Consider the following 23915-nt stretch of genomic DNA (forward strand, 5'->3'; position numbering starts at 1 on the left):
ACACGGATTGCTTAGTCGGTCACGGTCCAAAACCCATACGCTCGTCAGATTATTTCGGGGCAAGTGCATAATTGTCGGCCATGCCAAATGGAAGCGCAACATGAATGCTTACACATCTTTTGCAACAAGCCACCCTTATAACACAGTCTAAGCTCTCAACAACGCCATCAAGACGCCACTAAACACACCACCTGCACGCTAGCATTCAATATCCAACCTTCGCCCTCCCTTCGGCTATCGACTAGCTGCGCGCTAGCAAAAATCAACATCAAATTCCCAAACGTTAAAAAACCTGTCAGGCAAAAAAAACCAAACAGGTTAATACACATGAGATAGCACCTGGGATTTAGAAATGAAAATGAACCGCAGCCACGTTAAAGCTGGATAGCTTTATCACGACTTATGACATATCTGATCAGAGCAAAAAAACCGCCTATTATCAAGCCCGCAACGAACCCCAACACCAGAATCAAACCCTTCCTCGGTTTAACCGGGCTCTCCGGAACCTCAACACTACCATCCTGGCGATAAACCGAAATAAGCTCAGGATCAATATTCAACTTACGATAAAAGTTATATCGCATTTGCAACGTCCGCAAATCCGATATAAATGCATCATCCGAAGCCCTGGACTCTAACATTTGAATTTCAGCCGCCAACGCCTTACTCCCACGCTGGTAATCCATTTTATTACCCGTATCAACGGTAATATCCACAGCCGCAGACGAATTAATAGTCGGCGTAGTCAGACCAATCGCTTGAGCAATCTTCAGCGCTTCGCGCAACTGCTGAATCCGATCCTCACGCACCCGCTGCGCAGTCTCCCGCAAGCTGGTAATCCGCTGCTCAAGATTACGCGCTCTTACCGAAGCTTCAGTCGTCACGTTCTTGATCAACTCCGACTCCGCAGCCTCGCTGGCCCTTACCACGTAGGCCTTGGCCCATTCAGTCGCCTTCACCGGATCGCCGTTTTGAACGGTCACCGAGAAACGATCCGGCGTATCCTTGCCCGGCCCCTTCACCACCAGCTCGCGCGAGAACCGATCATACAGACGATCGAGAGCGCCCTTTCGCTGCGATTCATCCAGCGAAGGAAGATAAACTTGATTGAAAAAGTTCTGACGAAGAGACTCACCTTGCAAGTTACGAGCAAACACATCGTAAACATGCTTGATGGAATAGGGTTCCAGCTCGGTACTTTTCCCACGCCCATAGTTCAACTCAGCGATCCCATTCTGAGTCGGCGGCATAATAAAAAGCTTTGCTTCATAGACAGGTTTGCTGAGAAACGCGTAAGCAGCGGCACCAGCAGTAACCAAAAGAGTTATGGCGATGATCAACCACTTTTGAGCCCAAAGCCCACGTGCGAGGGCGATCAGGTCGATTTCATCTTCGTCGCGCACTGCAATACGATTATCTTGCATGGATAGCCTCGCTTCCTTTTTTTAGCTTTACGCTTGCGGACACACTGGACGCATTAAAAGGTAAGACGGGCAAGTCCCCGGCGGACACGGCGGTGTTTTTATTTAAATTAAACAAATGCAGCATACCCAAAGTCAGAAATTTGCGGCAGCGATCCTTACTCCAAGACTACAGGGTTCACATTCCATTATTTCAGCCGCCGACCTCTCCCGGCGATCCACGCCAAAAGGGGGCCAATCATCATTCCACAGAGAAGCGCTAGCAAGACAAAAACCGAAACAGGAAGTTGCGGTGCCGACCATCCGAGAAACAACAATGCGACAGGCTGATTGTTTTCAAGCGAGAACAGTACGATAGCCGAAGCCACGAGCACCGCAAGTACGACAAGCGCCAGGCGCCTAAAGTTCCGCATGGGGACCTCTTTTTTTTGGGGCTGTTTCAGACGTCGTCATCCTCATCCTCATTCACCCGGTCTCGCAGCTCTTTGCCCGGCTTGAAGTGAGGTACAAATTTTCCATCGAGGCTGACCGATTGGCCGGTTTTCGGGTTGCGACCCACTCGCGGGGCGCGGTAATGCAGGGAAAAGCTGCCGAACCCACGGATTTCGATACGATCTCCAGTGGCCAGGCATTGGGACATTTGTTCGAGCATGGTCTTGATGGCCAGCTCCACATCCTTGGACGAGAGCAGCCCTTGATGGGTGACAATCCGTTCGATCAACTCCGACTTCGTCATGTTTTTCCCTTCTTTTTCAAGCAGCTAGGAAAATCGCTTCAAAGGTTTTAGCATGCCCGAAGGAATTTGAACAGCCCAACTATTGACATATCTGCCACGCATGCTGGTCGCCCCTTTTCGGTGCGAGCGGACAGAATCCTTCAACTAGCGACACATGACCAGCATTGTTCTCGTCACGTAACCTGCCGGATTGAAGCCGAAAGGATATTGATCCTGGTCCTTGGCGTCATCCGATCGGGTTATTACCTTGTAGCCTTGATCCTTGCACTCCCTGGCGGCGCGCTTGTAGCACTTCTCCCAGCCGGAGCCCAATCCCGAACAGTCGATCTCGATGCCGCTTACACCACGTACCGCGTGGGTCTTGGCGCTCGTCACGCACCCCGCCAACGTCAGCATAATGGCTACCAAAAAGAGCTTGTTCATTCAGATCCTTTCAATAAGAGACAGGCTCCTGCCTCGGATGTTTTTGATTATGTTTCATAACAGAGACAGCCTGATGAAGCGGTTGGTTTCGCCGCGCCCCGAATGATCATGACCACTCCTTGTTCGATCGAGATAAGCCCGAGAAATCGCAGGCACAAAAAAGGGCGACCGAAGTCGCCCTTTTTCTATGGTCTGACAGAACTCAGTTCTGCTTTTCCATCTGTGCACGCAGCAGGTCGCCCAGAGTGGTAGGACCAGCAGCAATGTCAGTGGCTGGCTTGTCGCGCAGGCTCTGGATTGCTTCTTTCTCTTCAGCATCGTCTTTCGACTTGATGGAGAGCTGGATTACGCGGCTCTTGCGGTCAACGCTGATGATCTTGGCTTCTACTTCTTCGCCTTCTTTCAGGACGTTGCGCGCGTCTTCAACGCGGTCACGGCTGATTTCGGAGGCTTTCAGAGTCGCTTCGATATCGTCGGCCAGGGTGATGATGGCGCCTTTGGCGTCAACTTCTTTCACGATGCCCTTAACGATTGCGCCTTTGTCGTTCTCTTGAACGTACTCGGAGAACGGATCGCTTTCCAGTTGCTTGATACCCAGGGAGATGCGCTCGCGCTCAGGGTCAACCGACAGGATAACGGTGTCCAGCTCGTCGCCCTTCTTGAAGCGGCGTACGGCTTCTTCGCCCACTTCGTTCCAGGAGATGTCGGACAGGTGAACCAGGCCGTCGATGCCGCCGTCCAGACCAATGAAGATACCGAAATCGGTGATCGACTTGATGGTGCCGGAGATTTTATCGCCCTTGTTGAACTGGCCAGAGAAGTCTTCCCATGGGTTGGACTTGCACTGCTTGATGCCGAGGGAGATACGACGACGCTCTTCGTCGATGTCCAGGACCATGACTTCCACTTCGTCGCCGACTTGTACGACTTTCGAAGGGTGGATGTTCTTGTTGGTCCAGTCCATTTCGGAAACGTGTACCAGGCCTTCAACGCCTTCTTCCAGCTCAGCGAAGCAGCCGTAGTCAGTCAGGTTGGTAACACGAGCGGTGACGCGGGTGCCTTCTGGGTAACGGGCTTTGATAGCGACCCATGGATCTTCACCCAGTTGCTTGAGGCCCAGGGAAACACGATTGCGCTCGCGATCGTACTTCAGAACCTTGACATCGATCTCGTCGCCAACGTTGACGATTTCCGAAGGATGCTTGATACGCTTCCAGGCCATGTCGGTGATGTGCAGCAGGCCATCGACGCCACCCAGATCGACGAATGCGCCGTAATCGGTGAGGTTCTTGACGATACCCTTGACCTGCTGGCCTTCCTGCAGCGATTCCAGCAGAGCTTCACGCTCGGCGGAGTTCTCGGCTTCCAGGACACTGCGACGGGAAACGACAACGTTGTTGCGCTTCTGGTCCAGCTTGATGACCTTGAATTCCAGCTCTTTGCCTTCCAGGTGCGTGGTGTCGCGCACTGGACGGACGTCAACCAGGGAACCTGGCAGGAACGCACGGATGCCGTTAACGTCGACAGTGAAGCCGCCTTTAACCTTACCGTTGATAACGCCCTTGACCACTTCCTCAGCTGCGAAGGCCGCTTCCAGAACGATCCAGCATTCAGCACGCTTGGCTTTTTCACGGGACAGCTTGGTTTCACCGAAGCCATCTTCAACCGAATCCAACGCTACGTGAACTTCGTCACCAACGTTGATGTTCAGTTCGCCAGCGTCGTTGTAGAACTGCTCAAGCGGGATCAGCGCTTCAGACTTCAGACCAGCGTGAACGGTTACCCAGCGAGCCTGGTAATCGATATCAACGATAACGCCGGTGATGATGGAGCCTGCCTGAAGGTTCAGGGTTTTCAAGCTTTCTTCAAAGAGTTCCGCAAAGCTTTCGCTCATTTTAATTCCTGTTGATTAGGGCGAAGTAAACGCCCATCTCCACACCCCAGACGATGTGGGTTAGTTTCATATATAAGAAGCACCGCAGGACTATGACTGGTCCCCTGCGGAGCTTCCTGGTCACCCGGCGATATCGCGAAGCGCGATCTCGCTCATGATGCGTTGCAACACCTGGTCGATGGACAACTCCGTGGAATCCAGCTGTATCGCATCGGCCGCCGGCTTTAGCGGGGCCACTGCGCGCAGGGTATCACGCTCGTCGCGTGCACGGATCTCATCTAGCAGACTCGACAGACTAACATCCTCGCCTTTGCCCTTCAACTGCAAATATCGGCGACGAGCCCGCTCCTCCGCGCTGGCGGTGAGGAAAATCTTCAATGGCGCATCGGTGAACACCACCGTGCCCATGTCCCGGCCATCCGCCACCAGCCCCGGCGGTTCCTGGAATGCCCGTTGGCGCTGGAGCAATGCCTCGCGCACCGCCGGCAGCGCGGCGACCTGGGAAGCCCCGGCGCCGACGCTTTCGGTGCGAATGACATCACTGACTTCGTCACCTTCGAGGATGATTCGCTGCAACTGGCCATCGGTGGCGGCGATGAATTGCACGTCCAGATGCGCGGCCAGGGCCTTGAGCAGCTCTTCGTTGGTCAGGTCGACGCCATGGTTGGCGGCTGCGAAGGCCAGCAAGCGATACAGGGCACCGGAATCGAGCAGATTCCAGCCCAGTTGCTTGGCCAGCATGCCGGCGATGGTGCCCTTGCCCGATCCGCTTGGGCCATCGATGGTGATGACCGGTGCCTTGATGTTCACGACTGTGCCTCTTGTGCTACTCGAATACCAACCTGCGCGCACAGCGCCAGGAAATTCGGGAACGACGTGGCGACGTTGGCGCAATCATGGATGCGGATCGGCGCGCTGGCGCGCAGGGACGCAACGCTGAACGCCATGGCGATACGGTGGTCGCCGTGCCCATGGACTTCGCCACCGCCAATCTGGCCGCCGTCGATGATGATACCGTCCGGCGTCGGTTCGCACTTGACGCCGAGCGCCAGCAGGCCGTCCGCCATCACCTGGATACGATCGGATTCCTTGACCCGCAGCTCTTCAGCGCCGGTCAGCACGGTGCGGCCTTCTGCGCATGCAGCCGCGACGAACAGCACCGGGAATTCGTCGATCGCCAGGGGAACCAGCGCTTCCGGAATTTCGATACCCTTGAGTTTAGCCGCTCGTACGCGCAAGTCTGCCACCGGCTCGCCGCCCACTTCACGCTGGTTTTCCAGGGTGATGTCGGCGCCCATCAGGCGCAGGATGTCGATGACGCCGGTACGGGTCGGGTTGATGCCGACGTGCTCGAGCACCAGGTCGGAGCCCTCGGCGATCGAGGCCGCCACCAGGAAGAATGCCGACGAGGAAATATCGCCCGGCACTTCGATGTGGGTCGCCGTCAGTTTGTTGCCGGATTCAACGGACGCCGTGGCGCCATCAACGGTGACCGGGTAGCCGAAGCCACGCAGCATGCGTTCGGTGTGGTCGCGGGTCGGGGCCGGCTCGGTGACGGTGGTCTTGCCTTCGGCGTAGAGACCGGCCAGCAGCAGGCAGGATTTCACCTGGGCGCTGGCCATCGGCATGGTGTAGGTCAGGCCCTTGAGCTTGTTGCCACCACGAATGGTCATCGGCGGGCGACCTTCAGCCGCGGTCTCGATCACCGCGCCCATTTCCCGCAACGGGTTGGCGACACGGTTCATTGGACGCTTGGACAGCGAGGCATCACCGGTCAGGGTGCTGTCGAAGTCCTGTGCGGCCAACAGGCCGGACAGCAGGCGCATCGAGGTGCCGGAGTTGCCCAGGTAGATCGGGCCCGGCGCAGGCTTGAGGCCGTGCAGGCCGACACCATGAATCGTCACGCGGCCGTGGTGCGGGCCTTCGATGACCACGCCCATGTCGCGGAACGCTTGCAGCGTCGCCAGGGCATCTTCGCCCTCGAGGAAACCTTCCACCTCGGTCACGCCTTCGGCCAGGGAGCCGAGCATGATCGAGCGGTGGGAAATCGATTTATCGCCCGGTACACGAATCCGCCCACTGAGGGAGCCACCAGGTTGTGCCAGGAAAATCAGATCGTTGGAGTTCATAGCGTCCACATAGGCCCGACGGGCCAGGATTTTACTGAAATGCTCGCGGGCCACCCTGGCGCGTGTGAAAACGCCCAGCAATTGGTGCCCGTCCCCTGCATCGACCGCGTCGCGCAAGGCGTCGAGATCGCTGCGAAATGTATCGAGTGTGCGCAGGACAGCTTCGCGGTTGGCGAGGAAGATGTCGTGCCACATGACCGGGTCGCTACCCGCGATTCTCGTGAAATCGCGGAAACCGCCGGCAGCGTAACGGAAGATCTCAAGATTTTCATTGCGTTTGGCCAATGAATCCACCAGACCGAACGCCAGCAGGTGCGGCAAATGGCTGGTGGCGGCCAATACTTCGTCGTGTCGCTCGACTTGCATGTGCTCGACATCGGCACCCAGCTCGCGCCACAGGCGATCCACCACCGCCAGCGCCGCCGGATCCGTCTGGTCCAACGGCGTCAGAATGACTTTATGGCGACGGAACAGCTCGGCGTTGGATGCCTCTACCCCACTCTGCTCGGAGCCGGCGATCGGATGCCCGGGCACGAAACGCGCAGGCATGCCGCCAAACGCCTCGGTCGCCGCCCGCACCACGTTGCCCTTGGCGCTACCCACATCAGTGAGAATCGCTTGCCCGAGATCCATCCCAGCCAATCGGGCCAGCAGTTTCTCCATGGCCAGGATCGGCACCGCCAGCTGGATAACGTCCGCCCCCTGGCAAGCGAGCAGCAAGTCGTCTTCACAGCGATCGACCACGCCCAGCTCTACAGCAAGCTTGCGCGATTGCGGATCAAGGTCGACCCCGACGACTTCACGGCACAGCCCGCTTTCACGTAGGCCCTTGGCGAACGAGCCGCCAATCAACCCCAGGCCGACCACCACCAGGCGACCGATCATAGGTGCCGCAGGTTGCAGCGAGGTGACATCAACCACGAGCCAGGACCTTGCTCAACGCCTCCAGGAAACGGCTGTTTTCCGCCGGCAGGCCGACGGTGACGCGCAGATGATTGGGCATGCCGTAGTTCGCTACCGGACGGACGATCACGCCTTCGCGCAACAACCCTTGATAGACCGGCGCCGCGACGCGACCTACGTCGACACAAATGAAGTTGCCCTTGGAAGGAATCCAGCCCAGGCCCAACTCACGCAAGCCGGCTTCCAACTGTTGCATGCCGGTTTCGTTCAGGCTACGGCTTTCCGCCAGGTAGGCTTCATCCTGCAATGCGGCGCAAGCGGCCGCCAGGGCGAAGCTGTTGACGTTGAACGGTTGGCGCACGCGGTTCAGGACATCGGCCACCACGGCGGTGGACAGGCCGTAGCCAACCCGCAGCGACGCCAGGCCATAGGCCTTGGAGAAGGTGCGCGACACCAGCAGGTTCGGGTAGGCAGCTAGGAAATCCAGACCGTCAGGCAAATCGCTGCCTTCGGCGTATTCGATGTAGGCCTCGTCCAATACCACCAGCACGTGCTCGGGCACGTCTTGCAGGAAATCGTCCAGGGCCTGGGCGTCGAACCAGGTGCCGGTCGGGTTGTTCGGGTTGGCGATGAAGACCACGCGCGTGTTGGCGTCGATGGCGGCCAACATGGCCGGCAGGTCATGCCCCCAATCCTTGGCTGGAACCACATGAGCATCGGCGCCGACGGCCTGGGTGGCAATCGGATAGACCGCGAACGCGTGCTCGCTGAACACCGCGTTGAGGCCTGGCGCCAAATACGCACGGGCAACCAGCTCGAGAATATCGTTGGAACCGTTACCCAGCGTGACCTGGCTCAGCTCGACGCCGCAGCGTTCGGCCAGCAGGCTTTTCAGCGCAAAGCCGTTGCCATCGGGATAACGGGTCAGCTCAGCCAGCTCGTCGCGGATTGCCGCGAGCGCCTTGGGGCTCGCGCCCAGCGGGTTCTCGTTGCTCGCCAATTTGACGATGCTGGCCGGATCAAGGTCCAGCTCACGAGCCAATTCGTCCACAGGCTTGCCCGGAACGTAAGGCGAGAGTTGTTGCACGCCTGGCTGAGCCAGTGCGAGGAAGTTGCCACTCATTAGCTATCCGCCCTTAAAGAACTGCCTTGGGGTAGGAACCCAGCACCTTGAGTGCCACTGCTTCCTGACTGATTTTCTCCAGCACACCTTTTACCAGCGGATCGCGGTGGTGGCCGACGAAATCGATGAAGAACACGTAGGTCCATTTACCGCTGCGCGACGGACGGGTCTCGATGCGTGTCAGATCGATACCGTTGTCGTGGAACGGCACCAACAGTTCATGAAGCGCGCCGGGCTTGTTGCTCATGGAGACGATGATCGAGGTCTTGTCGTCGCCGGTTGGCGGTACTTCCTGGCTGCCGATCATCAGGAACCGCGTGGAGTTGTCCGGACGGTCCTCGATTTTTTCGGCCAGGCGCGTCAAGCCGTAGAGGCCCGCCGCCATGTCACCGGCGATGGCCGCCGAGTTCCACTCACCCTTGACCCGCTTGGCCGCCTCGGCGTTGCTCGATACCGCGACGCGCTCGACGTTCGGGTAATGGGCGTCCAGCCACTTGCGGCACTGGGCCAGGGACTGGGCGTGGGAGTAGATCCGGCTGATGCTGTCGGTCTTGGTGTTCTCGCCCACCAGCAGGTGATGGTGGATGCGCAGCTCGACTTCGCCACAGATCACCATGTCGTGCTCGAGGAAGCTGTCCAGCGTGTGGTTGACCGCGCCTTCGGTGGAGTTCTCCACCGGCACCACGCCGAAATTCACCGCGCCGGCGGCTACTTCACGGAAGACTTCGTCGATGGCCGCCATCGGTTTGCTGATCACGGCGTGGCCGAAGTGCTTCATGGCCGCAGCCTGGGTGAAAGTGCCTTCCGGCCCCAGGTAGGCGACTTTCAGCGGCTGCTCGAGGGCCAGGCAGGAAGACATGATTTCGCGGAACAAGCGCGCCATCTCTTCGTTGCCCAGCGGTCCCTTGTTGCGCTCCATGACACGCTTGAGCACCTGCGCTTCACGCTCGGGGCGATAGAACACCGGGACTTCGCCTTCGGCCAGGGAAGCCATCTTCACCCGGGCGACTTCCTGGGCGCAGCGCGCGCGCTCGCTGATCAGTTCCAGGACTTTTTCGTCCAGGGCATCGATGCGCAGGCGCAGCGCCTTGAGTTCTTGCTCAGACATCAGCCGTGTTCCTTCTCGAACTCTGCCATGTAGGCGACCAGCGCATTGACGGCGTTGATGTCCACGGCGTTGTAGATGGAGGCGCGCATGCCACCGACCGAACGGTGACCCTTGAGGTTCAGCAGGCCGCGCTCGTCGGCGCCGGCCAGGAACGGCTTGTCGAGACGGTCGTCGGCCAGGCGGAACGGGACGTTCATCCACGAGCGGTCGGACTTGTTGATCGGGTTGCTGTAGAGGCCGCTGGCGTCGATGAAGTCATACAGCGTGCGCTGCTTCACTTCGTTGAGCTTGCCGATGGCTTCGACACCGCCCTGCTCTTTCAGCCACTCGAACACCAGTCCCGACAGGTACCAGGCCAGGGTTGGCGGGGTGTTGTACATCGAGCCGTTATCGGCCGCGACCTTGTAGTTGAGCATGGTCGGGCACAGGGAACGGGCGCGGTCGAGCAGGTCTTCGCGAATGATCGCGACCAGGATGCCGCTCGGGCCAATGTTCTTCTGGGCGCCGGCGTAGATCATGCCGAAACGGGAAATGTCCACCGGGCGCGAAAGAATGTCCGAGGACATATCGGCCACCAGCGGCACGTCACCGGTTTCCGGGATCCAGTTGAATTCCAGGCCACCGATGGTTTCGTTCGGCGCGTAGTGAACGTAGGCAGCGTCGCTGGACAGGTTCCATTCGTTCTGGCCAGGAATGGCGAAATAGTCGTAGGGCTTGGCGGTAGCCGCCACGTTGACGTGACCGTAGCGCGACGCTTCTTCGATGGCTTTCTGCGACCAGATGCCGGTGTCGATGTAGTCGGCCTTGCCGTTTTCCGGCAGCAGGTTCAGCGGGATCTGGGCGAACTGCTGGCTGGCGCCGCCCTGCAGGAACAGCACTTTATAGTTGGACGGGATGTTCAGCAGATCACGCAGGTCCTGCTCGGCCTTGGTGGCGATGGACACGAACTCATCGCTGCGATGGCTCATTTCCATGACCGACAGGCCCTTGCCGTGCCAGTCGAGAAGTTCACCCTGGGCGCGCTTCAGGACCGCTTCAGGAAGCGCCGCCGGGCCGGCACAGAAGTTATAGGCTCTCTTGCTCACATCCAATCTCGCTCTGATCTGGTGGTCACTTAAATCTTTTGGTCTGCACCGCCCCCACAGGGATTACCACTCATTTAAGGCATGTAGGAATCCGCGGCGAGGGAGCTTGCTCCCGCTGGGCTGCGCAGCGGCCCCTCTTTTTTGTGAGCGCTTCGCACTCAAGCGGGAGCAAGCTCCCTCGCCACAATAATTCCAACAAGCCTCAAGAGAGCGGCAGTCCCCACGGGGATGGTGCAGTGTCGCAAATTTTCAAACGGAACAAACAACAAGGGGGCGAATCTTCATCCGCCCCCTGTGTGTCCGCTTAGTCCTGCGGTTCTTCTTCGTCTGCGGCAGCGTCGAGTGGTTGATCGCCGACGGTGTCGTCGACATCGGCACCGAGGGTGCCATCGAACGCTACACCTTCTTCGCCTTCTTCGCCTTCCAGCTCCTCGCCTTCGACTTCCGACGGTTCCTGGACGCGCTCAAGCCCGACCAGTTTTTCGTCTTTGGCGAGTTTGATCAGCGTCACGCCCTGAGTGTTACGGCCCAGGCTCGACACTTCGTCGACCCGCGTACGCACCAACGTGCCCTGGTCGGAAATCAGCATGATCTCCTCGCCATCGAGCACCTGGACAGCACCGACCAGGCGACCGTTACGCTCGTTGCTGACCATGGCGATCACGCCCTGGCCGCCACGCTTGTACTCGGGGAACTCGCTGATGGCGGTACGCTTGCCGTAGCCACGCTCGGAAGCAGTGAGGATCTGGCTGCCTTCTTCCGGGATCAGCATGGAAATCAGCTTCTGCCCTTCCGGCAGGCGCATGCCGCGCACACCGCGGGCGGTACGGCCCATGGCGCGAACGTCGGATTCCTTGAAACGCGTGACCTTGCCACCATCGGAGAACAGCATGACTTCGCGCTCGCCGTCAGTGATGGCGGCGGAAATCAGCACGTCGCCTTCGTCCAGTTCCAGGGCGATCAGGCCGACGCTGCGCTGGCGGCTGAAGGATTCCAGCGGGGTCTTCTTCACGGTGCCGTTGGCGGTTGCCATGAAGATGTAGTGACCTTCGGTGTATTCCTCCACCGGCAGCATGGTGGTGATGCATTCACCATCATCCAGCGGCAACAGGTTGACCAGCGGACGACCGCGGGCGGCACGGGATGCTTCGGGGATCTCGTAGGTCTTCAGCCAGTACACCTTGCCCTTGCTGGAGAACAGCAGCAGCGTGGTATGGCTGTTGGCGACCAGCAGGTGAGCGATGTAGTCCTCGTCCTTGACGCCCGTGGCCGACTTGCCTTTGCCACCGCGACGCTGGGCCTGGTAGGCGGCCAGCGGCTGGGTCTTGGCGTAGCCGCCGTGGGAAATGGTCACCACGCGCTCCTCTTCCGGGATCATATCGCCCAGGGTCAGGTCCAGGCGCGCATCGAGAATCTCGGTGCGGCGCACGTCGCCGTATTCGGCGCGGATCACTTCCAGCTCTTCGCGGATCACTTCCATCAGGCGCGTGGCGCTGTTGAGGATGCGGATCAGCTCGCCGATCTGGTTGAGGATTTCCTGGTACTCCGCCAGCAGCTTTTCGTGCTCCAGGCCGGTCAAGCGGTGCAGGCGCAGTTCCAGGATGGCTTGCGCCTGCTCCGGGGACAGGAAGTACTTGCCTTCGCGCAGGCCGTATTGCGGATCGAGGTTTTCCGGACGGCACGAATCGGCGCCGGCGCGTTCGACCATCGCCACCACCGCGGAGGATTCCCAAGGCGTGCTGACCAGCGCTTCCTTGGCTTCCGACGGGGTTGGCGAGGCCTTGATCAGGGCGATGACCGGGTCGATGTTCGACAAGGCAACGGCTTGGCCTTCAAGGATATGACCCCGCTCGCGGGCCTTGCGCAGCTCGAATACGGTACGACGGGTCACGACTTCGCGGCGGTGACGAACGAAGGCTTCCAGCAGGTCCTTGAGGTTCAGGATCCGCGGACGGCCGTCGATCAACGCGACGATGTTGATGCCGAACACGCTTTGCAACTGGGTCTGGGCGTAGAGGTTGTTGAGGATCACCTCAGGCACTTCGCCACGACGCAGCTCGATCACGACGCGCATGCCGTCCTTGTCGGACTCGTCACGCAGTTCGGTGATGCCTTCGAGCTTCTTCTCTTTTACCAGCTCGGCGATCTTCTCGATCAGGCGGGCCTTGTTCAGCTGGTACGGCAGTTCGGTGATGACGATCTGCTGGCGGCCACCCACCTTGTCGATGTCTTCGACGGTCGAGCGAGCGCGCATGTAGATGCGGCCGCGACCGGTACGATAGGCCTCGATGATGCCGGCGCGACCGTTGATGATCGCAGCGGTCGGGAAGTCCGGACCAGGGATGTATTGCATCAGTTCATCGACGGTCAGCTCGGGATTGTCGATGAGGGCCAGGCAACCATCGATGACTTCACCGAGGTTGTGGGGCGGGATGTTGGTCGCCATGCCCACGGCGATACCGCTGGAGCCGTTGACGAGCAGGTTGGGAATACGGGTCGGCATGACCGCCGGGATCATTTCGGTGCCGTCGTAGTTCGGCACCCAGTCCACGGTTTCCTTGTGCAGGTCGGCCAGCAGTTCGTGGGCCAGCTTGGTCATGCGCACTTCGGTGTATCGCATGGCCGCGGCGTTGTCGCCGTCCACCGAACCGAAGTTGCCCTGGCCGTCTACCAGCAGGTAGCGCAGGGAGAACGGCTGCGCCATACGAACGATGGTGTCGTACACGGCAGTGTCGCCGTGGGGGTGATACTTACCGATCACGTCGCCGACGACACGGGCGGACTTCTTGTAAGGCTTGTTGAAGTCGTTGCCCAGCTCGCTCATCGCGAACAGCACGCGGCGGTGCACGGGCTTCAAGCCATCGCGCGCATCCGGCAGCGCCCGCCCGACGATTACGCTCATTGCGTAGTCGAGGTAGGACTGTTTCAGCTCGTCTTCGATATTGACCGGGAGGATTTCTTTGGCCAGTTCGCCCATGAGAAGCCTGATTCCTTTTTCTGGTGAAACCTCGTCACGTCCAGATGGGACGAACGAAGCTCGCCGCTGCAGAACAAATGCCATGCAGCGACTTACGACAAATCAACGAGTTATGCCATGGATCTGCGCAGTAAAGGCCACCTCGCGAGGCGGCCTTGGAAACCGCCGGATGTTATCACAAGAGCCGCCACGCACCTATCCCCCAGATGCGCATGGTGTGTAGTTAGTTGACCGATGACAGGCTGGAATGGGACGAGAGGGGCTCAGAGGCGCTGGGAATGGAGAATCAGGGGACAAATCCAAGGTGTTTATGGCCTGTAGGTCCCCTTCGCGAGCAAGCCCGCTCCCACACTGGATCCATGTCGCGATCAAATGTGGGAGCGGGCTTGCTCGCGAAGGCGATAAATCAGACGACACAACCAATCAATGCAACCGCTTGCGACACATCAATTGCGCCATCTTCGCCGCATCCGGCCGCTCGACGATGCCCTTCTCCGTCACGATCGCATCGATCAGGTCCGCCGGAGTCACGTCGAACACTGGATTGAAGGCATCGGCATCCGCCCCGACCCGCTTGCCGCCGACTTCCAGCAGCTCACGCCCATCACGTTCTTCGATCGGAATGTCATCGCCACTGGCCAGGTTCATGTCGATGGTCGAGCTCGGCGCCACCACCATGAAGCGCACGCCGTGGTGCATGGCACACACCGCCAGTTGATAAGTGCCGATCTTGTTCGCCACGTCGCCATTGGCGGTGATGCGGTCGGCGCCGACGATCACCCAGGTCACGCCCTTGGTCTTCATGATGTGGGCGGCAGCGGAGTCGGCGTTGAGTGTCACCGGAATGCCTTCGTTGGCGAGTTCCCACGCGGTCAGGCGAGAACCTTGCAGCCACGGACGGGTTTCATCGGCATAGACGCGCTCGACCATACCCTCGATGAACGCCCCGCGAATCACCCCAAGGGCGGTACCAAAGCCACCGGTGGCCAGGGCGCCGGTGTTGCAATGGGTCAGGATGGCCTGGGCGTTGCCCTGGTGCTTGCGGATCAGGTCAACACCGAGCTGGGCCATGGTCAGGTTGGCCTCGCGGTCGCTTTCGTGGATCGCGATGGCCTCAGCCTCAAGGGCCGCCAGCGGGTCGGCCTGCTCCTTGAGACGCGCCAAGCGGTCGCGCATGCGGTCCAGCGCCCAGAACAGATTGACCGCCGTCGGCCGGGAATCGGCCAGCAAGGCAAAATCCGCTTCCAGCGCATCTTGCCAGTCACCACCCTCGGCCAACCGCGCCCGCGCCGCCAGCACCACGCCATAGGCGGCACTGATGCCGATCGCCGGCGCACCGCGCACCACCATCGAACGGATGGCCTCGGCCACGCCGGCCGCGCTGGTGTAGCCGATCCAGTTTTCCTCGAACGGCAAAACACGCTGATCCAGCAGATAAAGAGCGCCATCGCGCCAATCGATGGCCTTCACCTTCTCCGCAGCCAACAGTCGATCGCGCATCCTTCACCCCGCACTCATGAACAAAAGCCGCCGATTATAGCGATCCCTCCGCGAAGACGCTCGGGTATACTTCGCCATCCTTTATAACCCATGGAACCGTTCCACGATGCCCAAGCCTGCCGTTGCGCTCGACTTATTATTGCTGCCGACCTGGTTGGTGCCTGTCGAACCCGCCGGTGTCGTGCTCAAGGATCATGGTTTGGGCATCCGTGATGGCTGCATCGTGTTCATCGGGCCACGGGCCGAAGCCATGAAGTGCGATGCCACGGAAATCCGCGAACTGCCTGGCATGCTCCTCAGCCCGGGCCTGGTGAACGCCCACGGCCACGCGGCGATGACGCTGTTCCGCGGCCTGGCGGATGATTTGCCGCTGATGACCTGGCTCGAACAGCACATCTGGCCCGCCGAGGGCAAATGGGTCGATGAAGACTTCGTCCGCGACGGCACCGACCTGGCGATCGCCGAGCAGATCCAGGGCGGCATCACCTGTTTCTCCGACATGTACTTCTACCCCAAGGTTGCCAGCGAGCGTGTCCATAACAGCGGCATCCGCGCGCAAATCGCCATCCCGATCCTCGACTTTCCGATACCCGGTGCCGCCAGCGCCGACGACGCCATTCGTCAGGGCATCGAGCTGTTTGGCGATCTCAAGCACCATCCACGGATCAAAGTCGCATTCGGCCCGCACGCGCCGTACACCGTCGGCGACGAGAACCTGGAGAAAATCCGGGTGATCGCCGAGGAACTGGACGCGGCCATTCACATGCACGTTCACGAAACCGCCTTCGAAGTGCAGCAGGCTGTGGATAACACTGGCGAGCGGCCAATGGCGCGGCTGGCCCGGCTTGGCCTGTTGGGACCGCGCTTTCAGGCGGTGCACATGACTCAGGTCAGCGACGAGGACCAGGCCCTGCTGGTAGAACACAACTGCAGCGTGATCCATTGCCCGGAATCGAACCTGAAACTGGCCAGCGGTTTCTGCCCGGTGGAGCGCCTGTGGCAGGCCGGCGTCAACGTCGCGGTCGGCACGGACGGCGCGGCAAGCAACAATGACCTGGACCTGCTGGGCGAAACCCGCACTGCCGCCCTGCTGGCGAAAGCCGTCGCCGGCTCGGCCACCGCGCTGGATGCCCATCGGGCCCTGCGCATGGCCACGCTCAACGGCGCCCGCGCGCTGGGTATCGAGTCGATCGTCGGTTCACTGGAAGTCGGCAAGGCTGCCGACCTGGTGGCCTTCGACCTGTCCGGCCTGGCGCAACAACCGATCTATGACCCGGTTTCGCAGTTGATCTACGCCACCGGCCGCCATTGCGTGAAACACCTGTGGGTGGCCGGCAAGCCGTTGCTGGAGGACGGTCGCCTGACTCGCATGGACGAGGCGCAACTGACCGCCACGGCCCAGGCCTGGGGCCGCCGGGTGAGCGGCCAGAACGAATAGCACGCCCCTTGAGCCACGGCTCGGGGTCACTGATTTTTCAAGTTTTTCGAGGATCTGCACATGAGCAACGTCGACCACGCTGAAATCGCCAAGTTCGAAGCCCTGGCCCATCGCTGGTGGGACCGGGAGAGCGAATTCAAACCGCTGCACGACATCAACCCGCTGCGGGTCAACTGGATTGACGAGCGGGTCAGCCTGGCCGGCAAGAAAGTCCTCGACGTCGGCTGTGGCGGCGGCATCCTCAGCGAAGCCATGGCCCTGCGCGGCGCCACCGTCACGGGCATCGACATGGGCGAGGCGCCGCTGGCCGTTGCGCAACTGCATCAATTGGAATCCGGCGTCAGCGTGGAATACCGGCAGATCACCGCCGAAGCCCTGGCCGAGGAAATGCCCGGGCAGTTCGACGTGGTCACTTGCCTGGAGATGCTGGAACACGTGCCGGACCCGTCATCGGTGATTCGCGCCTGCTTCCAGATGGTCAAGCCCGGCGGCCAGGTGTTCTTCTCCACCATCAACCGCAACCCGAAGGCCTACCTGTTCGCGATCATCGGCGCCGAATACATCATGAAGCTGCTGCCACGCGGCACCCATGACTTCAAGAAATTCATCCGGCCTTCCGAACTGGGCGCCTGGAGCCGCATGGCCGGGCTGACCGTCAAGGACATCATCGGCCTGACCTACAACCCGCTGACCAAGCACTACAAGCTGGCCGCCGACGTTGACGTCAACTACATGATCCAGACCCTGCGCGAGGAATAAGTCGATGCGTCTCCAAGCGGTTCTCTTCGACATGGACGGCACGCTGCTCGACACCGCGCCAGACTTCATCGCCATCTGCCAGGCCATGCGCGCCGACCGTGGCCTGCCGCCGATGAACACCCAGCACATCCGCGACGAAATTTCCGGCGGTGCCCGGGCGATGGTCGCGGTGACGTTTTCGATGGACCCGGAATCCCCGGGGTTCGAGGAGCTGCGCCAGGAATTCCTCGACCGTTACCTCAAGGGGTGCGCGGTCCACAGCCATCTGTTCGATGGCATGGCCGAAGTGTTGGCCGACATCGAGGCGGCCAACCTGATCTGGGGCGTGGTCACCAACAAGCCGGTACGCTTTGCCGAGCCGATCATGCAGCAGTTGGGCCTGGCCGAGCGTTCGAAAGTGTTGATCTGTCCCGATCACGTAAAAAACAGCAAGCCGGACCCGGAACCGTTGATCCTGGCCTGCAAGATGCTCGACCTGGACCCGGCCAGCGTGCTGTTCGTGGGCGATGACCTGCGGGACATCGAGTCCGGCCGCAGCGCCGGCACCAAGACCTGCGCGGTGACCTACGGCTACATCCACCCGGACGACAACCCCAAGCACTGGGGCGCGGATGTGGTGATCGACCATCCCCTGGCGCTGCGTGAAGTGCTGGATAACGCGTTGTGCAGTTGCTGATCTGAGTACCGCTTTTGTGGCGAGGGAGCTTGCTGTGGCGAGGGGATTTATCCCCGTTGGGTCGCGAAGCGCCCCCAAAATATATCTGCCACCGCAGTACATCAAATCGAACCCAGCGGGGCGGTGCGACGTTTCGCTAAATCCCCTCGCCACAACTGCGCACCACTACGCATTGTTTTGTTTCGTGAGGTTTCTTTATGTTTGACTACTCCGCCCGCCCCGACCTGCTCGAAGGCCGCGTCATTCTGGTCACCGGTGCCGGCCGTGGTATCGGAGCGGCTGCCGCCAAGGCTTATGCCGCCCATGGCGCCACCGTGTTGTTGTTGGGCAAGACCGAGGCCAACCTGACCCAGGTCTACGACGAAATCGAAGCAGCCGGTCATCCACAGCCGGCAGTGATCCCCTTCAACCTCGAAACCGCCCTGCCCCATCAATACGATGAGCTGGCCGCCATGATCGAGACCGAGTTCGGCCACCTCGACGGCCTGCTGCACAACGCCTCGATCATCGGCCCACGCACGCCCCTGGAGCAGTTGTCCGGTGAGAATTTCATGCGCGTGATGCACGTGAACGTCAATGCCATGTTCATGCTCACCAGCACCCTGCTGCCATTGCTGAAGCTGTCCAAGGACGCGTCCGTGGTGTTCACCTCCAGCAGCGTCGGGCGCAAGGGCCGGGCGTATTGGGGCGCCTATGGCGTCTCCAAGTTCGCCACCGAAGGGCTGATGCAAACGCTCGCCGACGAAGTCGACACCGTTGCGCCAGTGCGCTCCAACAGCATCAACCCCGGCGCCACCCGCACCAGCATGCGGGCCCAGGCCTATCCGGGGGAAAATCCGCTCAACAACCCGACGCCTGAAGAAATCATGCCGGTCTACCTGTACCTGATGGGGCCGGACAGCCAAGGCATCAATGGCCAGGCTTTCAACGCGCAATAACTGCCCGCCTCCCGTCGCGGCGGTTTACCGTCGCGGCGCAGACGCCTTCGGTGCATTACCCAGCGAAGCGCCAAGACCTTGCCGCCAGCCGCCCCTCTTATCGCCCCTAACCCGACGGTAACATGCTGTTTTTTCGCGTATTTTTTTAAAGATGAACCGAATGGCACGACTTTCGCTCTAACCACTCAAGCACGCCATGTCCGGCAAGCAATGGACGTTGAGACGCAATCCGCCAGCGCAAGTAAAGCGGACTAAACTCAGATCAATGTCCCTCGGGACTGATGGACCAGTACGACGCGTAGCCCAGTGCCGCTTCACCCGCCGGCCAGGATCGACTCAGTTAGGGGCTCACGCCATATGAAAACGCCCACGCAGACCAATGCGATCGACTTTGACAGCGCCAAGCTGCAGCGCCTGGGCCTGGCCCAGCCGTCGCCGCTCGTGACGCGGCCCGTCAGCCTTTCACAAGTGCGCCAGCAATTGAGCCAGCAGTTGCAGACCAGCCTGGAGCCGCAACGGATCCTCGGCCTGTTCTTCCGCGAAGTGCAGCGGCTGGTGCCCCTGGATGCGCTGGCCTACCAGCACAAACCCAGCGACTTGCGCCTGGAATTCGGCCAGCGCGGACATCACAGCCTCAGTTACAACCTTAGCCATGAAGGCGAACACTTGGGTGAACTGGTGTTCCGCCGCAACCAGCGCTTCGCCAACTCGGAGCAGAGCGAACTCGAGTCGATACTCTCCACGCTGTTTTTCCCGCTGCGCAACGCCTTGCTCTATCGCGCCGCCACGCAAAGCGCCTTGCGCGATCCGCTGACCGGTACCGGCAACCGTATCGCCATGGACCAGACGCTGGAACGTGAGATCGACATGGCCAGGCGTCACATGCAGCCACTCTCGCTGTTGATGCTGGACATCGACCACTTCAAGCGTATCAACGATAGCCATGGGCATGGCGTCGGCGACGAAGTGCTGAAAGCCGTGGCCGACTCGATCAAGAGCCAACTGCGCAATGTGGACATGGTGTTCAGGTTTGGTGGCGAAGAATTCCTGATCCTGCTGGCCAATACCAGCCGGGACGCGGCGGCCATGGTCGGCGAACGGCTGCGTTACGCCGCCCAGGCACAGGATTACTTTGCTGCGGGCACTCGGATCGAACTGACCGTCAGCCTGGGATGCGCAACGCTGCTGCCGGGTGAGTCCGCTGAAAGCCTGTTGCGCAGGGCCGACAGCGCGTTATACGTGGCCAAGCGCGAAGGTCGGAACCGGCTGACGATGGCGGGCTGAAGCCCAAACGCTCTGAACACCGACCCATTGCCTTCGCAAGCAAGCCCGCTCCCACAAGGGAATGGCGGCGCACTTGAAACTTCTGGTCACCACAAAACCAATGTGGGAGCGAGCCTGCTCGCGAAGGGGCCGGATCAGTCAACGCAAGGTTGAAGGTCAGATCGCTTTCGCGAGCAAGCCCGCTCCCACAGGAGGGTCTAGCTATAGGGGATCAGCTACCCGCCAACGCCAGGCGTTCACGGCTGGGCGCAGTTTTCTCTACAACGCCCGAGTGTTCCAGTTGCATGCAGCGCTCCAGGAACAGGTACATGTAGTCGTAGCTTTTGCAGACGGCCTGGCGCAGTTCCATCTGCAACGACTTGCTCGGATTCATGCCCGCCAGGGTGCAGATGATCTCCAGCGCTTCCCAAGGGTGGGCATCGTCATACTGGGCGTGCATCTTCAGCCACTTCATGGCCCGCTTGCGGTCTTCCTCGGCGAAAGCCGCCGCGTAGACGCCACTGGAACAGACCACCGCCGACCACTCCCCGGTCGCGCCCTCAATGGCGTAGTTGGTCGCGGCAATCGCCACGATCAACGAGTCCGCCGAGCTGGTGTGCCAGCACCAATGACTCAACGCATGCAGCTCAGGTGGCACCTGCTGCGCCTGCAGATCTTCGAGTGTCACGCCATGAGCGGCGCTCCAGTTCACCCAATAATCGGCATGATTGAGTTCGACTCGAATGTTGCGCATCAGCCAGCGGCGCGCCATGTCCTCGCCGGGATGGCGGGCAAAGCGTGTCTTGGTGAGGTTTTGTGCCATGTACAAGGCGAACTGTTCGACGACGGGCCAACCACCGATAAGGTAGTGGCGCATGGTCTTGGCGCTGAGCTTGTTGTCGCGCATGCGTTGATACAGTTCGTGTTCTACAACCCGGCGCTTGCTCTCGCCGCAATCTGCAATGAGCTGCTGTGCCCATTGCGGATAGCTCTTGGCGTCCATGAGCGGGCCTGTTCGGTTGAATGTGTCGATCACTGTCGGGCTCCTTTTGATTGTGATTTTCTGCGGATCAACAAGAGTTTCAGCGGAACGTGCCGGGGGCCTTGAACAACAACGGCTGAGGCCTGGCCGGCCTACATTGCAACGTGTCACAGGTAAACATCTGTGGCCGCTCGATGACATACCCCTGAGCGTAGTCCACACCAATTTCCAGCAATGCCTGCTCGATCTGGGCCGTTTCAACAAACTCGGCAATCGTACGCTTACCCATGACATGGCCGATATGATTAATCACTTCGACCATTGCCCGGTTGATCGGGTCGTCCAGCATATCCTTTACGAAACTCCCGTCGATCTTCAAGAAGTCTACAGGTAAATGTTTCAAGTAAGCGAATGAAGACATTCCGGCACAAAAGTCATCCAGTGAGAAATAACAGCCCAAACCTTTGAGTTCATTGATAAAGCGGATCGCGCTACCGAGATTCGAAATGGCGCTGGTCTCGGTAATTTCAAAACAAATCATTTCCGGCGGAATCGAGTAGGCCGCGAACTGTTTACGCAAGAAGTCCAGGAACGCCTGATCTCCTATAGTCGTGCCTGACAGATTAATCGCACACATGGCCAACGGGCCTTGCCGGGATTCGTTCAGGCATTGGCGAATGATCCTGAAGACATTCTCCACCACCCAACGGTCCAACGACGTCATCAAGCCATAGCGTTCCGCCGCCGGAATGAAGCTGTCAGGCAGGATCATCCGCCCGGCCTCGTCATGCAGGCGCAGCAATATCTCGATATGCCCACCGCCATGATCCCCCGGGCCCAATGCAGCGATCTCCTGGGCGTACAGGCAGAAACGGTTTTCCTCCAGGGCCATGTGCAAGCGCTGCACCCAGGCCATCTCGCCGAAGCGCAGGGACAACTCCGAGTCGTCGGCATGGTAGACCTGGACCCGGTTGCGCCCCTTTTCCTTGGCCATGTAGCAGGCCATGTCGGCGGCGCGCAGGGATGCCTCCAAGGTGGTCGGGCTCTGGGCGATATGCACCAGGCCGATACTCACGGTGGTCACGAATGGCCGGCCTTTCCACACGAAATGCAGGTTCTGTACGGTCTGGCGCAGACCTTCGGCAATTTTCTCCGCGGCCTCCGGCGAGCAGTTTTCCAACAAGATGCCGAACTCATCGCCGCCCAAGCGGGCCAATGTGTCGTTTTCCCTTAACCCCGATTGCAGCAAGGCACAAATGTGCCGCAACAACTCGTCACCGGCCGCATGGCCACAGGTGTCGTTGACCAGCTTGAACTGATCGAGATCGAGAAACATCAGGGCGTGGCGCCCAACCTGGCGGGTCAGGTTATGCAGGGCTTGTTCAAGGCGGTATTCGAATTCGCGGCGGTTCGCCAGGCCGGTCAGCGCATCGTGAGTGGCTTGCCAGGACAGATTGGCAATGTACTGGCGTTCCTGGGTCATGTCGTGCAGCACCAGCACCGCACCACTGACCTTGCCGGCGTGGCGGATCGGCGCCCCCACCAGGGTGACCGACACCGTGCTGCCGTCCAGGCGCTGGATCAACTTGGAATGCTCGCTGCCGCCCCCCAATCGTCCGCTCAGGATATGCTCGATCAAGGTCAGCCCTTCCGTCTGGGCATTGTCATCGAGCAAATTGAACAGCGCCGCCAGGGGCAACCCCGTGGCGTGCTCGGCTTTCCAATGGGTCATCGCTTCCGCGGCAGGGTTCATGTAGGCAATCGCGCCCTCGACGTCGGTGGTGATCACGCCGTCGCCAATCGATTGCAAGGTGATCTGGGCCCGCTCCTTCTCCAACTGAAGCGCATTGGCGAAGACCTGCCGCTGGGCCAGCAGTTTATGGGTGCGCAACAGCGCGAGGACAATCAACCCAAGGGCCGTGGCGAAATTGGTCACCAGCAACAGGCGCAGGATAAACCGCGACCCCTCGCCCAAGGCATCGCTGAAGGCCTTCGCGGCTGGGGTTACGGAATCGTTGATGGCGAAGATCTGTGCCTTCCAGCCGCGGATATCCGTTTCCGAGGCTTGGCCGGTGCTGATGTTGGCGTGCATCTGCCGGGCGACGTTGTCCAGTTCAATCAGGTAGCCATCACCCACCGTCCAGAGATCGATAGCTTCTTCCAGATAGCTGAAATGACGGAAATTGAGATACAGCCAGATCACGCTGGCTACGTCGTCGGGATGATTGCCACCCTTGAGAATCCCGGCCCGCGCGGCGTCGAGATCAGGCGGCTGGCGGTCCAGTGCTACCCGCAGTTCGTGACCGCCCTCGGGCACGGCGATGGCTTGCTGGTACTTGAGAAAAATCGCCTCGTCACGGCTGTCAGCGTAAAGATTGAGGTAATAAATGGCGTCTTTCTGGCCCTTGGACCAAAGGCTTTCCCCTGCTACATAACCGCGAACTGCCGACAATACGTAAAGACTGACGCCTCCCAGAAGGGCTTGAAACAGGACAACTGCTATAAAAGGCCAGACGATGCCCAACAGCCGAGGAGTTCCGAGAGTCCGCTTTTGCTTCAT

19 protein-coding genes are annotated in these 23915 nt (G+C 60.0%); 5 read left to right on the forward strand and 14 right to left on the reverse strand.

Features of this window, described 5'->3' with window-relative positions:
- Positions 1-374: 374 nt before the first annotated feature.
- From KSS97_RS20710 to mtnA, 12 genes are all read right to left on the reverse strand, one after another.
- Positions 375-1424, reverse strand: coding sequence for an LPS O-antigen chain length determinant protein WzzB (locus KSS97_RS20710; RefSeq protein WP_217860037.1), 1050 nt, complete (start codon positions 1422-1424; stop codon positions 375-377).
- 185 nt (positions 1425-1609) lie between these two features.
- Positions 1610-1834: a lipopolysaccharide assembly protein LapA domain-containing protein gene (locus KSS97_RS20715; RefSeq protein ID WP_217860038.1), complete on the reverse strand. Its 225-nt coding sequence runs from the start codon at positions 1832-1834 to the stop codon at positions 1610-1612.
- 26 nt (positions 1835-1860) lie between these two features.
- Positions 1861-2157 (reverse strand): integration host factor subunit beta, encoded by a 297-nt coding sequence (ihfB, locus tag KSS97_RS20720; protein WP_030141011.1) that lies wholly within the window; start codon positions 2155-2157, stop codon positions 1861-1863.
- Between the two features lie 144 nt (positions 2158-2301).
- Positions 2302-2580, reverse strand: coding sequence for a hypothetical protein (locus KSS97_RS20725; protein ID WP_030141012.1), 279 nt, complete (start codon positions 2578-2580; stop codon positions 2302-2304).
- A 202-nt stretch (positions 2581-2782) separates the two neighbouring features.
- Complete coding sequence (rpsA, locus tag KSS97_RS20730; RefSeq protein WP_030141013.1) at positions 2783-4474, reverse strand: 30S ribosomal protein S1; 1692 nt, start codon at positions 4472-4474, stop codon at positions 2783-2785.
- Between the two features lie 120 nt (positions 4475-4594).
- Complete coding sequence (cmk, locus tag KSS97_RS20735) at positions 4595-5284, reverse strand: (d)CMP kinase (RefSeq protein ID WP_217860039.1); 690 nt, start codon at positions 5282-5284, stop codon at positions 4595-4597.
- Positions 5281-7488, reverse strand: a complete 2208-nt coding sequence (locus KSS97_RS20740; RefSeq protein ID WP_236010372.1) for a bifunctional prephenate dehydrogenase/3-phosphoshikimate 1-carboxyvinyltransferase — start codon at positions 7486-7488, stop codon at positions 5281-5283. Before KSS97_RS20740 ends, cmk begins: the two co-directional genes overlap by 4 nt.
- Positions 7489-7516: 28 nt before the next feature.
- Entirely contained in the window at positions 7517-8629 is a 1113-nt protein-coding gene (gene hisC / locus KSS97_RS20745; protein ID WP_217860040.1) for a histidinol-phosphate transaminase, read from the reverse strand.
- Positions 8630-8642: 13 nt separating this feature from the next.
- Positions 8643-9737: a prephenate dehydratase gene (pheA, locus tag KSS97_RS20750; protein ID WP_003199233.1), complete on the reverse strand. Its 1095-nt coding sequence runs from the start codon at positions 9735-9737 to the stop codon at positions 8643-8645.
- Positions 9737-10822, reverse strand: coding sequence for a 3-phosphoserine/phosphohydroxythreonine transaminase (serC, locus tag KSS97_RS20755; RefSeq protein WP_217860041.1), 1086 nt, complete (start codon positions 10820-10822; stop codon positions 9737-9739). Before serC ends, pheA begins: the two co-directional genes overlap by 1 nt.
- A 304-nt stretch (positions 10823-11126) precedes the next feature.
- Positions 11127-13799, reverse strand: a complete 2673-nt coding sequence (gene gyrA / locus KSS97_RS20760) for a DNA gyrase subunit A (protein ID WP_217860042.1) — start codon at positions 13797-13799, stop codon at positions 11127-11129.
- A 423-nt stretch (positions 13800-14222) separates the two neighbouring features.
- Positions 14223-15299: an S-methyl-5-thioribose-1-phosphate isomerase gene (gene mtnA, locus KSS97_RS20765; protein WP_030141019.1), complete on the reverse strand. Its 1077-nt coding sequence runs from the start codon at positions 15297-15299 to the stop codon at positions 14223-14225.
- A 106-nt stretch (positions 15300-15405) separates the two neighbouring features.
- Between mtnA and KSS97_RS20770 the strand changes: the two genes are divergently transcribed.
- From KSS97_RS20770 to KSS97_RS20790, 5 genes are all read left to right on the forward strand, one after another.
- Positions 15406-16737: a TRZ/ATZ family hydrolase gene (locus tag KSS97_RS20770; protein ID WP_198797553.1), complete on the forward strand. Its 1332-nt coding sequence runs from the start codon at positions 15406-15408 to the stop codon at positions 16735-16737.
- Between the two features lie 60 nt (positions 16738-16797).
- Entirely contained in the window at positions 16798-17496 is a 699-nt protein-coding gene (gene ubiG / locus KSS97_RS20775) for a bifunctional 2-polyprenyl-6-hydroxyphenol methylase/3-demethylubiquinol 3-O-methyltransferase UbiG (protein ID WP_030141021.1), read from the forward strand.
- A 4-nt stretch (positions 17497-17500) separates the two neighbouring features.
- Positions 17501-18172: an N-acetylmuramic acid 6-phosphate phosphatase MupP gene (gene mupP, locus KSS97_RS20780; RefSeq protein ID WP_030141022.1), complete on the forward strand. Its 672-nt coding sequence runs from the start codon at positions 17501-17503 to the stop codon at positions 18170-18172.
- Positions 18173-18369: 197 nt separating this feature from the next.
- Complete coding sequence (locus KSS97_RS20785; RefSeq protein ID WP_198797552.1) at positions 18370-19110, forward strand: YciK family oxidoreductase; 741 nt, start codon at positions 18370-18372, stop codon at positions 19108-19110.
- Positions 19111-19467: 357 nt separating this feature from the next.
- Complete coding sequence (locus KSS97_RS20790) at positions 19468-20394, forward strand: GGDEF domain-containing protein (RefSeq protein ID WP_030141024.1); 927 nt, start codon at positions 19468-19470, stop codon at positions 20392-20394.
- 211 nt (positions 20395-20605) lie between these two features.
- Here KSS97_RS20790 and KSS97_RS20795 read toward each other — a convergent pair whose 3' ends face one another.
- Positions 20606-21376, reverse strand: coding sequence for an iron-containing redox enzyme family protein (locus KSS97_RS20795; protein WP_206768601.1), 771 nt, complete (start codon positions 21374-21376; stop codon positions 20606-20608).
- Positions 21377-21455: 79 nt separating this feature from the next.
- A complete protein-coding gene (locus KSS97_RS20800) occupies positions 21456-23915 on the reverse strand; it encodes an EAL domain-containing protein (protein ID WP_030141026.1) in 2460 nt (819 codons plus the stop codon).

This window comes from Pseudomonas alvandae, assembly GCF_019141525.1.
Classification (GTDB): domain Bacteria; phylum Pseudomonadota; class Gammaproteobacteria; order Pseudomonadales; family Pseudomonadaceae; genus Aquipseudomonas; species Aquipseudomonas alvandae.